Below are 13,501 nucleotides of genomic sequence, written 5' to 3'. Positions count from 1 at the left end.
CCAGGCGCGCCTGGCCGCAGCATCCGTCATCCGAGGTCAGTCCTCGTCGTTCTCGAGCTCGGCCTGCACCTCGGCGGTGAGGTCGAAGTTGCTGTAGACGTTCTGGACGTCGTCGCTGTCTTCGAGGGCGTCGATGAGGCGGAAGACCTTGCGTGCGGTGTCGGCGTCGACCTCGACCTTGAGGTTCGGCACGAACTCGACGTCCGCCGATTCGTACTCGATGCCGGCGTCCTGCAGCGCGGAGCGGACGGTCACGAGGTCGGTGGCCTCGGTGATGACCTCGAAGCCCTGCGCGTGCGGCTCGACCTCTTCGGCACCGGCCTCGAGCACGGCGAGCATGACGTCGTCCTCGCTGGTGCCCTCGCCGCCCACGACGATGACGCCCTTGCGGGTGAAGTTGTACGCGACGCTGCCGGGGTCGGCCAGCGTGCCGCCGTTGCGGGTGAGCGCGGTGCGCACCTCAGCCGCGGCGCGGTTCTTGTTGTCGGTCAGACACTCGATCATGAGGGCGACGCCGTTGGGCCCGTATCCCTCGTACATGATCGACGAGTATTCGACGGACTCGCCGCCGATGCCGGCGCCGCGCTTGATCGCGCGGTCGATGTTGTCCTTCGGGACCGACGTCTTCTTCGCCTTGAGCACGGCGTCGAACAGGGTCGGGTTGCCCTGCAGGTCGGGTCCGCCGAGCTTGGCGGCGACCTCGATGTTCTTGATGAGCTTCGCCCACGACTTGGCACGGCGGCTGTCGATGACCGCCTTCTTGTGCTTGGTCGTGGCCCACTTGGAATGCCCGGACATGGTCCTCCTGAATTCACGCTCGTCGGGTGCGGGCGTGTGAACGCCTCGTCCGACGGACTAGTTTATCCCCGCTCTACAGCGCGAACTCGAAGCCGAACCGCGACGACAGCAGCGCGACGAGGTCGCGCGGGACCTTCGTGAGGTAGGCGGGGGCGGGGGCGAGCGTCTCGGCCGAGCCGATGAAGGGAAAGTAGACGGGTCCCTCGGTGAGCCCCTCCACCCGGTCGCGCACCGTGACGATCTCGCTGCCGACGCGACGCAGGCTCGGCAGGGTGATCGGCGAGGCCAGACGCAGGGTGTCGCTGATGGGCATGCGCCAGTGGGGCAGGTCGTCGCCGCGGCGATCGCGGGTCTCCTCCCCCAGCGGGCCGAGCACGCGGCCCCATGCGGCGATGCCGGGCACCGGCAGGGTGCGATCCCAGACGAACAGGGTGTCGCCGGGCTCGGTGAAGCCGACGAGCTCGTGGGACCATTCGAACCGGCGATCATCCGCGGCCTTCGGAGCCGAGAGCGCATCGCCGACGATGCCGCGCGACGGGGCGATCATCCAGTAGCGCTCCTCCGGGTGCTCGCGCCACCAGTCGTTGATCGTCATGATTCCGAATCTACCCCGACGCGTCGTTCCTGCCCCGTCACCGGGCCCGCTCGCGGACCATGTCGAGCAGGAGGGCGTGGAAGCGGTGCTCCCCCGTCATCTCGGGGTGGAACGAGGTCCCGAGGAGCGAGCCCTGCCGCACCGCGACGACGCGGCCGTCGTCGAGTGCGGCGAGGCGCTCCACACCGGCGCCGGCCTGCTCGACCAGGGGCGCGCGGATGAACACCGCGTGGACCGCCGGCTCGCCCAGCGCCGGGATGTCCAGGTCCACCTCGAAGGAGTCGACCTGGCTGCCGAAGGCGTTTCGGCGCACCGTCACGTCGAGGCCGCCGAACGTCTGCTGGCCCTCGATGCCGTCGGTGATGCGGTCGGCGAGGAGGATGAGGCCGGCGCACGTCCCGTACACCGGCATCCCCGCGGTGATCGCCGCCCGCAGGGGCTCGCGCATGCCGAAGGCGCGGGAGAGCTTGTCGATGACACTCGACTCGCCGCCGGGGAGCACCAGCCCGTCCACCCCGGCGAGTTCCTCGGGGCGGCGGACCTTCGTCACATCGGCGCCGAGGTCCGTGAGCACGCGCACGTGCTCACGGACGTCGCCTTGGAGTGCGAGGACGCCGACGCGCGGCGTCGTCACCAGCCGCGCTCAGCGAGCCGGTGCGGCGCGGGAAGGTCGGCGACGTTGATGCCGACCATGGCCTCGCCGAGCCCGCGCGACACGTCCGCGATCACCTGGGGGTCGTCGTAGAACGTGGTCGCCTTGACGATGGCCGCGGCACGCTGTGCGGGGTTGCCCGACTTGAAGATGCCCGAGCCGACGAACACGCCGTCGGCGCCCATCTGCATCATCATCGCGGCGTCCGCAGGAGTGGCGACGCCACCCGCCACGAAGAGAACGACCGGGAGCTTGCCGGTCTCGGCGATCTCGGCGACGAGGTCGTACGGGGCCTGCAGCTCCTTGGCCGCGACGTACAGCTCGTCCTTGGTCATCGAGCGCAGCACATTGATCTCGCTCGTGATCTTGCGGATGTGCTTGGTGGCCTCCGACACGTCGCCGGTGCCCGCCTCCCCCTTCGAGCGGATCATGGCGGCGCCCTCGTTGATGCGGCGGAGCGCCTCGCCGAGGTTGGTGGCGCCGCAGACGAACGGCACGGTGAAGTTCCACTTGTCGATGTGGTTCACGTAGTCGGCGGGCGAGAGCACCTCCGACTCGTCGATGTAGTCGACACCGAGCTCCTGCAGCACCTGGGCCTCGACGAAGTGGCCGATGCGCGCCTTCGCCATGACCGGGATCGAGACGGCCTCGATGATGCCGTCGATCATGTCGGGGTCGCTCATGCGCGAGACGCCGCCCTGCGCACGGATGTCGGCGGGCACGCGCTCGAGGGCCATGACGGCGACGGCGCCGGCGTCCTCGGCGATCTTCGCCTGGTCGGGGGTGACGACGTCCATGATGACGCCGCCCTTGAGCATCTCGGCGAGGCCGCGCTTGACGCGGTCGGTTCCCGTGTCGGCAGTGGTCACGAGGTTTCCCTTCGATCGGAGCGCGGGACGCGCAACGGGTGAGGACAATGCGGGTATTGGCCTAGGCCAAAAGATAGCATGGGCTGGGCCGTACACTCGACGGGGCGGGACGTCATCGGAAGGGCGGGTATGGATCTCGACATCAGCGGGCGATCCGCCTCCGAGATCGCCGACAGCCTGCGGGCGCGCATCGAGCGCGGCGATCTGCAGCCGGGCGACCTTCTGCCGCCCGTGCGCGTGCTCGCCGACGAGCTCGGGGTGAACCGCAACACCGTGGTCGCCGCGTATCGCCAGCTCACCCAGGCGGGCGTGATCGTCACGCGAGGCCGCGGGGGCACGCGCGTGGCCGACCCTTCCCCCGTCGCCCAGGAGGGGTTCGCCGCGGGGAGCGTGCTGCGCGACGTCGGCACCGGCAATCCCGATCCCGAGCTCATCCCCGACCTCTCCGGCGCCCTCGCGGCGATGGCCGGGCGGCCGGTCCTGTACGGCGAACCGGTCATCGATCCCGGTCTGGAGCGCTGGGCGCTGGACTGGATGCGCGACGATCTCACACCCGCCGCCGACCTGCGCCTCACGATCACCAGCGGTGCCGCGGATGCCGTCGAGCGGCTGCTCGCACAGGCGCTCACGCGGGACGACGCCGTCGCGCTCGAGGATCCGTGCTTCCTCACCAGCATCCACACCGTTCGGATCGGCGGCTACCGCGCCGTCCCCGTGCCCGTCGACGACGAGGGCATGACGGTCGCGGGACTGCGTGCGGCACTCGAGCAGGGTGTGCGTGCGGTGGTCCACACACCGCGTGCCCAGAATCCGACGGGCGCCAGTCTGTCCGCGCGCCGCGCAGAAGAGCTGCGCACCGTGCTCCGCGACCACCCGTACGTGCTCGTGATCGAGGACGACCACTTCTCGCTCCTCTCGCGGCAGCCGTTCCACTCGCTCATCGCGGCCGGCCACCGCCGGTGGGCGCTCGTGCGATCGGTGTCGAAGTTCCTCGGACCCGACATGTGCCTGGCGGTGACGGCATCCGATCCCGAGACCGCTGAACGACTCGCGATGCGCCTGACCCCCGGCACGACGTGGGTGAGTCACCTGCTGCAACGGCTCACGCTCGCGTTGGTGACGGATGCCGCGACCATGGCCGCGATCGAGGGCGCGGGTGCGCACTACGCCGCGCGCAACGCCGCGTTCGTCGAGCGGCTCTCGACAGAGGGCGTGCCGGCGGACGCGGGTGACGGGCTGAACCTGTGGATCCCCCTGCCCGTGCCCGCCCGCGCGGTGTCGGAGCAGCTCATGCGCCGCGGCTGGCTGGCGCGCGCCGGCGACGACTTCGTCCTCGGTGAGAGCGGGCCGTCTCGCCGTCTCCGCCTCACGGTGCATGATCTCGACGACGTCGACGCCGAGCGGCTCGCCGTCGACGTGGCCGCGGCCGTGCGTGCCGCCGGTGGACGGCTCGTCACGCGCGAAGTGGCATGATCGAGCGGTGAAGATCCTCTCGATCCAGTCCGCAGTCGCCTACGGCCACGTCGGCAACTCCGCCGCCGTCTTCCCGCTGCAGCGCATCGGCGTCGAGGTCATGCCGGTGTACACGGTCAACTTCTCGAATCACACCGGCTATGGCGCGTGGCGCGGCCCGATGATCAGTCCCGATGACGTGCGCGACGTCGTCCTCGGCATCGAGGACCGGGGCGTCTTCCCCCAGATCGACGTGGTGCTGTCGGGATACCAGGGCGGCGAGGGCATCGCCGACGTCATCCTCGACACCGTCGCGCGGGTCAAGCAGGCCAATCCCGCCGCGATCTATGCGTGCGACCCGGTCATGGGCAACGCGAAGTCGGGCTGCTTCGTGGCCCCCGCGATCCCGGTGCTGCTGCGTGATCGCGTCGTGCCCGCCGCCGACATCATCACCCCCAACCAGTTCGAACTCGGCTTCCTCACCGAGACCGACCCGTCCGACCTCGACTCCACCCTCGCCTCGGCCGATGCCGCGCGCGCGATGGGGCCGAGCACGGTGCTGGTCACGAGCGTCGAGCGTCCGGACCGCCCCGAGGGCACGATCGAGATGCTCGCCGTGACCGACGACGGCGCGTGGATCGTGCAGACCCCGCACATCCCGATGAAGGCCAACGGCTCGGGCGACGTCACGGCGGCGCTGTTCACCGCGCACTACCGCCGCACCCGCGACGCGGCCGACGCGCTCGCCCGCACGACGTCGAGCGTCTACGACCTGCTCGAGCGCACCCACGCCTCGGGTGAGCGCGAGCTGCAGCTCGTCGAGTCGCAGGACGCCTACGCGAACCCGCGTCTGCAGTTCGAGGTCACGCAGGTCCGCTGAGCGCGTGGACGGATGCTGCGGGTCGCCGCATCCGTCCTCCTGGCCTCACGCGTGCCAGGCGTCCCACACCGCGCGGCGCACGTCGCCGAGCAGCTGCGGCAATGCCTTCGTCTTCGCGATGATGGGGAAGAAGTTCGCGTCGGACGCCCACCGCGGGACGATGTGCTGGTGCAGGTGCTCGTCCACGCCGGCCCCGGCCACATGGCCCTGGTTCATGCCGATGTTGAACCCATCGCAGCGCGAGATCTGACGAAGCACGCGCATGCCCTGCTGCGTCAGCGTTCCGATCTCGGCGACCTCTTCGTCGGTCGCCTGGTCGTACGTCGCGATGTGGCGGTACGGGCACACGAGGAGGTGTCCCGAGTTGTACGGGAAGAGGTTGAGGAGCGCATAGGCGGTGTGGCCGCGGAAGACGATGAGGCCGTCCTCGTCCGACCTGCGGGGCGCCTCGCAGAACGGGCAATCGTGGCGCAGCACCTCGGGGCCGGCCTGGATGTACGCCATCCGGTGCGGTGTCCAGAGGCGCTGGAACTCGTCGGGGACCCCGGCGAGCGTCGCGGCGTCGACGAGCGCCGGGTCTGCGGCATCCGTTCCCGGCACCGCCGACCCGGCCTCGTCGACGGAGCTCACGCGAAGTCCTCCGCCGTGTTGACGAGCGCGTGCGATGCGATCGCCTCGCGGACGCGGCGGACGGCGTCGGCGATCGGCACGCCGTTCTCCTGCGAGCCGTCGCGGAAGCGGAACGACACGGTGCCGCCCGCCTGGTCCTGCGCGCCCGCGATGAGCTGGAGCGGCACCTTCTGCGTGGTGTGCGTGCGGATCTTCTTCTGCATGCGGTCGTCGGAGTGGTCGAGCTCGGCGCGGACGCCCTCGGCCTTCAGCTGGTCGATGACCTCGCCGAGGTAATCCGCGAAGTCCTCCGCGACGGGGATGCCGACGACCTGGACGGGCGACAGCCACACCGGGAACGCGCCCGCGTAGTGCTCGAGCAGGATCGCGAAGAACCGCTCGATCGAGCCGAAGAGCGCACGGTGGATCATGATCGGCCGCTTCTTCTGGCCGTCGCGGTCCGTGTACTCCAGCTCGAAGCGCTCGGGCAGGTTCGGGTCGACCTGCACGGTCGACAGCTGCCACGTGCGTCCGATGGCGTCGCGGGTCTTCAGGTCGATCTTGGGACCGTAGAAGGCGGCCTCGCCGGGCACCTCAGTGAGCTTCAGGCCGCTCGCGACCGCGACGTTGCGGAGGGCATTGGTGGAGTAGTCCCAGAACTCGTCCGAGCCGATCCACTTGTCCTTCTCGTCGTCGCGCATCGACAGCTCGAGCTCGAAATCGTCGAGACCGAAGTCGCGGAGCATCGAGATGACGAACTCGAGGACGCGGGTCGCCTCCTCCTCCAGCTGCTCGGGGGTGACGAACAGGTGCGAGTCGTCCTGCGTGAAGCCGCGCACGCGGGTGAGGCCGTGCAGGGCGCCCGACAGCTCGTTGCGGTAGACCGTGCCGTTCTCGGCGAGGCGCATCGGCAGGTCGCGGTAGCTGCGCGCGCGCTCCTTGTAGATGAGGATGTGCATCGGGCAGTTCATCGGCTTCAGGTAGTAGTCCTGGCCGTGCTTCGTGATCTCGCCGCGCTCGTCGCGCTCCTCGTCCATCACGATGGGCGGGAACATCCCCTCCTTGTACGTGACGAGGTGGTTCGAGGTGAGGAACAGGTCCTCCTTCGAGATGTGCGGGGTGTACACGTAGGTGTAGCCGCCCGCGATGTGGCGACGGCGCGCGTGCTGCTCCATCTCGCCGCGCACGACGCCGCCGCGCGGATGCCACACCGACAGGCCGGAGCCGATCTCGTCGGGGAACGAGAACAGGTCGAGGTCTTTGCCGAGCTTGCGGTGGTCGCGCTTGGCGGCCTCCTCGAGGCGGCTCTGGTAGGCGCGCAGCTCGTCCTTGGTCGGCCACGCGGTGCCGTAGATGCGCTGGAGCTGGGGGTTCTTCTCGCTCCCGCGCCAGTAGGCGCCGGCGATGCGCTGCAGCGCCCAGCCGTTGCCGATCATGCGGGTGTTCGGCAGGTGCGGCCCGCGGCACAGGTCTTTCCAGACCGTCTGGCCGTCGCGGTCGACGTTGTCGTAGATCGTGAGCTCGCCGGCGCCCACCTCGACCGAGGCGCCCTCGGTTTTCTCGGCTCCCCCGCCCTTCAGACCGATCAGCTCGAGCTTGAACGGCTCGTCCACGAGCTCGACGCGCGCCTCCTCGTCGCTGACGACGCGGCGGACGAAGCGCTGGCCCTCGCGGATGATGCGCGCCATCTCCTTGTCGATGGCCTTGAGGTCCTCGGGGGTGAAGGGGTGCTCCACGCCGAAGTCGTAGTAGAAGCCGTCGGTGATGGGCGGGCCGATGCCGAGGTTGGCCTGCGGGTTGATGCGCTGGACGGCCTGGGCGAGGACGTGCGCCGTCGAATGGCGCAGGATCGCGAGGCCGTCGGGGCTGTCGATGGTGACGGGCTCGACGGCATCCGTCTCCTCCACCACCGTCGCGAGGTCTTTCAGCTCGCCGTTCACGCGCAGCGCGACCACGGAGCGGTCGGGGAACAGGGCGAAGCCGTCGGCGGGATAGGGCACAGCGTCAGTCACGGAAACTCTCCTGGGAATGGCTCGGATTCAAGGCTACTCAGCTTCGGGCGCACGACGCGCCCTGCCCGCTCAGGCGCCGAGCGTTCGCGTGTCGGTCGTGTGTGCCGTTGCGGCGGTCGACCAGACGAGTTCCACGCGACGAGTCTAGCCAGTGGTTCTCGCGGGCCGGGTATCAGGGGTGCCCGACGCCGCTCCTGAAGATCGTGACGAGAGCGCGTGCCGGGCAATATGCTGACTCCGTCGTCGCCCGTGGGCCGGTCCCGCCTCGCCGCGACGATCTCCGTACGGCTGACGCTGGGGGGTCGAGATGAGCGAGCACGAAGCCGCATCGACGGCGACGGATGCCTCGGAGGAGCGCGTTCGACGGCCGCTGCGCTGCGGCGAGCCGACGATCTACGAGTTCGACACCGAAGACGCCGTGCTGCTGAGGCTCACGCGCTTCGAGGGCGGTCGCAAGGGGCCGGTCATCCTGTCCCCCGGGTTCGGCACGTCGGCGTTCGCGTACACGATCGACACGACCGACACGAACTTCCCGGAGTACCTGTACGAGCGCGGCTACGACGTGTGGGTGCTCGACTACCGTGCGAGCCCCGCGCTGCCTTCCGGAGGCACGCAGTTCACGCTCGACGACATCGCCGCCTACGACTACCCCGCCGCGGTCGCGAAGGTGCGTGAAGTGTCGGGGGCGGACTCGGTGCAGATCGTGGCGCACTGCGTCGGATCGCTCACGATGCTGATGGCGCTCGGGCTGGGCCTGGAGGGGGTGCGCTCCGCGGTGGCGTCGCAGGTCACCCTGCACCCGCGGGGAGGCACGCTCAACGAGCTGCGCGCGGGGATCTACGCCGGGAACATCCTGCAGGCGCTGGGCTTCGACACGCTCACCACCGAGTTCGACGACGACCCGTCGTGGGGCGAGACGCTGTACGACAAGGCGCTCGCCGTCTACCCCGCCGGCGATGAGCCCTGCGACCGCCCGTTCTGCCGGCGCGTGATGTTCATGTACGGCGAGGTGTACGACCACGCGCAGCTGAACGACGCGACGCACGACCACCTCGAGGAGGCGTTCGGCGTGGCGAACATGACCACGCTGCGCCACATCACCAGGATCCTCCGCGCGGACCACGCCGTGAGCGCCGACGGCGACCACGACTACCTCGACGACGTGTCGGGCCTCCGCGTGCCGATCGCGTTCCTCCATGGGGCCGACAACCGCCTGTTCCTCCCCGAAGGCAGCGAGATCACCTACGACGTGCTGCGTGAGCGCAACGGCGACGAGCTCTACACGCGGGACGTGATCCCCGGGTACGCCCACATGGACTGCTTCATCGGGAAGGATGCCGCGCGCGACGTCTATCCCGTGATCACCGGCCGGCTCGACCGGCACAACTGACACGAGAACGAGGAGAGCGCCATGACATCGATCGACCCGTCCCCGGCCGAGGCCACGGCTTCCGCGACCCACCCGGCGCTCGCCGACCTCGCCGCATACCCGTTCCTCTCCGCGCTGACCGAACGGCGCACGAGGCGCATCCCGAGGGGCTTCTCGGTCAACGCCGGCCCACTCAGCCACGAGAGCCACAACGCTCCCGCGCCGCTGAGCAAGCTCGAGGAGGCGATCCTCATCACGTGCGTGACGGGGATCACCGGCATCACGACCCACGACGGCCCACTCGTCGAGAACAACGGGCTCGACGAGCTGGGCACGCCGTTCCTGAACATCATGGCCCGCACCGGCAGCAGCGCCGACAACGCGCAGGCCACGCACTTCTTCATGATCAACGACGACGGCATCTTCCTGCTCCGCGCGCCCCGCGGCGAGCGCGCCCTCGAGCTCCTCAAGGATCTGCCGCCGAGGTGGGGCGACTGGAGCGAAGCCGACTGGATCGGCGCGGCCGATGAGTGCCTGGTCCGCGTGTCGGACCGCCGACTGGACTTCCCGCGCGAGTGGCCTTACTACCTCGGCTGGAACAACCAGGCGTCCAACGCCCCCGGGACGACGATCTTCTTCCCGGTCGTCGACTGCACGTGGCAGTACATCAACGCGATCATCATCCTGCTCACCGAGCCCGGAGGCATGCGTCCGCTGTTCCTCGACGACTGGCGCACCTTCCACCCGAAGAACGCAGTGGAATGGATCGCCAAGATCGGCAGCGGCCTCGGGATCGGCCCCAAGATCCCCTACCACCCGATCGGCGGGCTGGACCGCGTGCGCAGCGGCTACGTCAACAAGGCGAGTCAGGCACCCCTCGGCTTCGGCGGAGCGCTGCGCACCGACTACGAGTCCTTCTTCTACTTCCAGAACCTGATGCTGCTGGGCCAGTCGATGGGGCTGGGCGGGTGGATCCACGGCTCCGTGTTCCCGCCGTACATCTGGCAGCAGGACGACGCCAAAGGGTGGCACGGGCTCGGGTTCCGGCTCGAGGAGCCGAAGAAGCACCACAAGTGGCCACCGGTGCCGGCGTCTCAGGCCAACCCGGTCGGGATCGACGGCATCCTCGAAGGCCTCACTCCCCCGTACGTGTCGTCGATGGACGAGGCCGTCGACCGCGTGGTCGAGTCCAAGTACAGCGCCACCGGGCCGGCGTACGGCAACGAGAAGGTCTTCTCGAGCCCCTACCGCAACTCCGACGACGCGCGCGCGTTCCTCGAGAAGGGGACGCGGTTCGGGCCCGACGAGATCGCGTACACGAAGGAGATCTGCAACTACATCTGGGACACCTACGGACGCTTCCCCGCGCACGTGGACGCCTTCTACACGCCCGGCATGTGGCTGCAGTTCTCGCATCTCGAGATGGAGTACTACGACCGCTTCTTCGACCCGCGACAGTACACCCGCCAGGCGGCCCACGACGGTCTCTGGCACCGCTGAGACGGGGAGCGGATGCCGGGCTGTCGGCATCCGCTCTGCCGTCATCCGTTCGCCGCGAAGAACGCCGCGACGGCGGCGGCTTCGTTGCTCACGTACTGGTAGCCCTCGTAGCGTCCGGTGGACGGATAGGCGAGCACTCCGAGCGAGCGCGGTGTGAGCGACGAGAACTCCTCGACGATCGCCATGTCGCCCCAGGGGTCACCGGTTCCCTGCACGTACTGGACGACGGTGGCCCCGAGGAGAGGGGCGACGTCCGCGGGGTTGTGACGGCTCGGAAGGGGCGCTCGGAGCAGGACGTAGAGGAGATCCGTGCTGCGCGCCGCCGCGGGGCCCAGCGGGCCGAGCACCTCTCGGGCGAAGTTGCGGTTGAACACGGGCAGGCGCGTGGGCTGGACCGCGAGCAGCGCTTTCACCGGCGGGCTGTCCGGGATCGCGTACATCACCGTGTTCGCGCCCGCCGACGTGCCGAGCGCACTGATGCGGTCGGGGTCGACGTCCTTCCGTGCTCGCAGGTAGGCCACGGCGCCCTGGAAGTCGCGGGCCTCCCACCGGCCCATCGTGAGGGGCGGGCGCTTGCCGCTTGCGCCATGGTTCGAGAGGTCGAGCAGCAGCACATGGAACCCGGCGTCGTGAAGTGCCTTCGTGGCCGGCAGGAAGTCCACGTCACGGTCGACGAACGGCACGCGGCCGGCAGTGTTGCCCGCGCGGTTCCAGAGCCAGCCGGGCACGACGACCACCGCGGGGCCGCGCTCGGCGCCGGAGGGCACGCACCAGGCTTTCAGCTCGACACCGTCGGTGGCGGCGAAGCCGACGTCCTCGAAAGCGAGGCCGTGCTCGGCGGGAGTCCGGGTGATCGGCTGCCGGTCGCCGTAGACCATGAGCTTCGTCAGGCGGAACAGCTTCCGGATGCCGCGCTCCCCGGTCATCGGCACGGCATCGCCGTCAGAGCGCGACCGGGACATGCTGACGGAACTCCACCCGCAGGCCGCTCGCGGGCAGCGGGAAAAGCTCGTTCGTGAGGCTGAGGTCCTGTTCGGGGATCGACCACTCGGCCCTGCGCAGCAGCAGCGTCAGGTACATTTTGACCGCGACCGTCACGATGTTCTCGCCCGGGCATCGGTGGTGAGTGCTCTGGCCGTCGCCGTGCGGGACGTAGCTTCCCGGAGGGAGTGCCGCCTCGTGCTTCGCCTCGAAGCGATCAGGGTCGAAGCGATCCGGATCGGGGAAGACGTCGGGGTTGCGCATGTTGATGTGGATGCCGCCCATCGCCCCCCAGCCCTTGGGGATGCGGTAGCCGCCCACCTCCATGTCGGCCTGGACGCGGCCGAAGAAGGTCGCAGAGTTCATCGCGAAATACCGGCGCACCTCTTTCGAGATCTGCTCGAGGTACTCCATCTGCTCGATCTGCTCCATCGTGACGGGGCCTTCGGGCGACACGGCGAGGACCTCGGCGCGGGCGCGCTCCATGATGTCGGGGTGCTGGCCGACGATCATCGTGGTGAGGGTGAGCGGCACGAAGTAGCCGCCCTGCCCCGCGAAGATGAGGTGACGGATGTCGCCGCGCAGCGCGTCGACCGGGACGTCGGCGTCGTTCGCCGCGGCGATCATCCGCGACACGATGTCGTCGTAGCCGCCCTGCTGGTGCGTGGCGAGCGCCTCGCCGACGATCTCGTCCATGCGCTTGCGGCCGGCGATCGCCTTGCCGTACTTGGTGCCGGGGATCGGCACGGGCAGCGTCATGAACGCGTCGCGCATGTTCGCAAGGTGCCGATCGAGCTCGGCCGCGTGCTCCTCACTGCGGTCGCCGGTGTAGAGCGCGCCGGTGAGGCGGGCTGCGAAGCGCTGCAGATCGGCGCGCAGGTCGTGAGCGGTGCCGCGGGCGAGCCACGGGTCGATCGAGCGTTCGAGCAGCTCCTGCATCGTCGGCAGATACGACGCGATCGCCGATCGGAAGCCGACCGCTCGCAGCATGACCGCCTTGCGCGTGTGATGCTCCACGCCGTCGATCAGCGCGAGCGAGCTCATGAAGATCTGCTCCGCCGAGATCGGGTCGGCGTCGCCGCGCACGATGCGCTCGTCGATCGCGAAGGTGTGGAACGCCTCGTGACCGGAGAAGACCACGAAGCTGTTGCCGAACAGCCGCGTCTTGAAGATCGGGCCGTACTTGTCGAGGCGTTCCTTGTAGAACTCGTGGTTGTTGCGGAGGATCGACAGGGTCTCGCCCAGCCAGGGCAGCCCGAATCGTCCGGGCGGGAGCGGCTTCTGGTTCGTCTTCGATTTCGCCATCGTCACTTCGTCGTCTTCTTCTTGGGAAGCAGCTTCATCGTCCATCCGAACCAGCGCGACGAGCGGAAGACCCAGTTGATCATCTGCTGGTTCCACTCGTGAAGCCAGTACTCCTTGATCCGGTGGTTCTCGTCGAGGATGAAGATGCCCGTGGCGCGGCCGTGGAGCGTCTTGATCGGCATCCGGATCTCGTATTTCAGGATGACGGTCGTGAAGGTCTCGCCCGCGGTGATGTCCAGGACCTCGCCCACGAACATCCCGTCCTTGATGAACTGGGTGAGCCGGGTGTACAGACCGACGATGTCGTCGGTCGTCGTGTAGTCGCCCGACATGTGGTTCTGGCCCGGGTAGTGGATGACCGCATCGGGGGCGAGCAGGTCGCGGAAGGCGACCATGTCCGCGGCCATGAGCACGTCCCAGTAGGTGCGGATCAGGTTGAACCGCGCTTCGCGGTCCGTCTCGGTGATCGTCATGACGCT

The 13,501-nt window shown here is 69.0% G+C and carries 13 protein-coding genes; 4 read left to right on the top strand and 9 right to left on the bottom strand.

Annotated features, from left to right (window positions below):
• Nucleotides 1–36 precede the first annotated feature (36 nt).
• From Q9R33_RS13945 to pdxS, 4 genes are all read right to left on the bottom strand, one after another.
• Nucleotides 37–798 carry a YebC/PmpR family DNA-binding transcriptional regulator gene (locus tag Q9R33_RS13945; protein WP_045302545.1) on the bottom strand — a complete coding sequence of 254 codons (762 nt, stop codon included), beginning with the start codon at nt 796–798 and terminating at the stop codon, nt 37–39.
• 73 nt (nt 799–871) lie between these two features.
• Nucleotides 872–1,393 (bottom strand): hypothetical protein, encoded by a 522-nt coding sequence (locus Q9R33_RS13940; protein WP_311294154.1) that lies wholly within the window; start codon nt 1,391–1,393, stop codon nt 872–874.
• Nucleotides 1,394–1,430: 37 nt separating this feature from the next.
• A complete protein-coding gene (gene pdxT, locus Q9R33_RS13935) occupies nt 1,431–2,027 on the bottom strand; it encodes a pyridoxal 5'-phosphate synthase glutaminase subunit PdxT (protein WP_056367301.1) in 597 nt (198 codons plus the stop codon).
• Complete coding sequence (gene pdxS, locus Q9R33_RS13930) at nt 2,024–2,914, bottom strand: pyridoxal 5'-phosphate synthase lyase subunit PdxS (RefSeq protein WP_310246602.1); 891 nt, start codon at nt 2,912–2,914, stop codon at nt 2,024–2,026. The genes pdxT and pdxS overlap by 4 nt, the downstream gene beginning before the upstream one ends.
• A 129-nt stretch (nt 2,915–3,043) precedes the next feature.
• Between pdxS and Q9R33_RS13925 the strand changes: the two genes are divergently transcribed.
• Nucleotides 3,044–4,387, top strand: a complete 1,344-nt coding sequence (locus Q9R33_RS13925; RefSeq protein WP_311294153.1) for an aminotransferase class I/II-fold pyridoxal phosphate-dependent enzyme — start codon at nt 3,044–3,046, stop codon at nt 4,385–4,387.
• A 7-nt stretch (nt 4,388–4,394) separates the two neighbouring features.
• Nucleotides 4,395–5,246 (top strand): pyridoxal kinase PdxY, encoded by an 852-nt coding sequence (gene pdxY, locus Q9R33_RS13920; RefSeq protein WP_056367304.1) that lies wholly within the window; start codon nt 4,395–4,397, stop codon nt 5,244–5,246.
• Nucleotides 5,247–5,291: 45 nt separating this feature from the next.
• Here the strand turns inward: pdxY and Q9R33_RS13915 are convergent, their stop codons facing one another.
• Both Q9R33_RS13915 and thrS read right to left on the bottom strand, forming a co-directional pair.
• Nucleotides 5,292–5,846 (bottom strand): HIT domain-containing protein, encoded by a 555-nt coding sequence (locus tag Q9R33_RS13915; RefSeq protein ID WP_157549555.1) that lies wholly within the window; start codon nt 5,844–5,846, stop codon nt 5,292–5,294.
• 26 nt (nt 5,847–5,872) lie between these two features.
• Entirely contained in the window at nt 5,873–7,867 is a 1,995-nt protein-coding gene (gene thrS / locus Q9R33_RS13910; RefSeq protein ID WP_235560148.1) for a threonine--tRNA ligase, read from the bottom strand.
• A 307-nt stretch (nt 7,868–8,174) separates the two neighbouring features.
• On the opposite strand from thrS, the gene Q9R33_RS13905 reads away from it, so the two are divergent.
• A complete protein-coding gene (locus tag Q9R33_RS13905; protein WP_056367307.1) occupies nt 8,175–9,257 on the top strand; it encodes an alpha/beta fold hydrolase in 1,083 nt (360 codons plus the stop codon).
• 21 nt (nt 9,258–9,278) lie between these two features.
• Nucleotides 9,279–10,736 carry a hypothetical protein gene (locus Q9R33_RS13900; protein WP_056367308.1) on the top strand — a complete coding sequence of 486 codons (1,458 nt, stop codon included), beginning with the start codon at nt 9,279–9,281 and terminating at the stop codon, nt 10,734–10,736.
• A 41-nt stretch (nt 10,737–10,777) separates the two neighbouring features.
• Here Q9R33_RS13900 and Q9R33_RS13895 read toward each other — a convergent pair whose 3' ends face one another.
• The 3 genes from Q9R33_RS13895 to Q9R33_RS13885 are packed head-to-tail and all read right to left on the bottom strand — an operon-like array spanning nt 10,778 to nt 13,495.
• Nucleotides 10,778–11,662, bottom strand: coding sequence for an alpha/beta fold hydrolase (locus Q9R33_RS13895; protein WP_311294152.1), 885 nt, complete (start codon nt 11,660–11,662; stop codon nt 10,778–10,780).
• Between the two features lie 16 nt (nt 11,663–11,678).
• Nucleotides 11,679–13,022: a cytochrome P450 gene (locus tag Q9R33_RS13890; RefSeq protein ID WP_056367310.1), complete on the bottom strand. Its 1,344-nt coding sequence runs from the start codon at nt 13,020–13,022 to the stop codon at nt 11,679–11,681.
• A 2-nt stretch (nt 13,023–13,024) separates the two neighbouring features.
• Entirely contained in the window at nt 13,025–13,495 is a 471-nt protein-coding gene (locus tag Q9R33_RS13885; protein ID WP_056367311.1) for a nuclear transport factor 2 family protein, read from the bottom strand.
• Nucleotides 13,496–13,501: the final 6 nt, after the last annotated feature.

The organism is Microbacterium sp. PRC9 (assembly GCF_031844125.1).
Classification (GTDB): Bacteria; Actinomycetota; Actinomycetes; order Actinomycetales; family Microbacteriaceae; genus Microbacterium.
Note: the sequence above shows the minus strand (reverse complement) of the source record. Positions and strands in the feature narration are given on the sequence as shown.

What these genes read in the sequence shown, in the direction of transcription:
- Q9R33_RS13945 (WP_045302545.1), bottom strand. Translation starts at nt 798, where the DNA reads ATGTCCGGGCATTCCAAGTGGGCCACGACCAAGCACAAGAAGGCGGTC.
- Q9R33_RS13895 (WP_311294152.1), bottom strand. Translation starts at nt 11,662, where the DNA reads ATGACCGGGGAGCGCGGCATCCGGAAGCTGTTCCGCCTGACGAAGCTC.
- Q9R33_RS13900 (WP_056367308.1), top strand. Translation starts at nt 9,279, where the DNA reads ATGACATCGATCGACCCGTCCCCGGCCGAGGCCACGGCTTCCGCGACC.
- Q9R33_RS13885 (WP_056367311.1), bottom strand. Translation starts at nt 13,495, where the DNA reads ATGACGATCACCGAGACGGACCGCGAAGCGCGGTTCAACCTGATCCGC.
- Q9R33_RS13925 (WP_311294153.1), top strand. Translation starts at nt 3,044, where the DNA reads ATGGATCTCGACATCAGCGGGCGATCCGCCTCCGAGATCGCCGACAGC.
- Q9R33_RS13940 (WP_311294154.1), bottom strand. Translation starts at nt 1,393, where the DNA reads ATGACGATCAACGACTGGTGGCGCGAGCACCCGGAGGAGCGCTACTGG.
- Q9R33_RS13905 (WP_056367307.1), top strand. Translation starts at nt 8,175, where the DNA reads ATGAGCGAGCACGAAGCCGCATCGACGGCGACGGATGCCTCGGAGGAG.
- Q9R33_RS13890 (WP_056367310.1), bottom strand. Translation starts at nt 13,022, where the DNA reads ATGGCGAAATCGAAGACGAACCAGAAGCCGCTCCCGCCCGGACGATTC.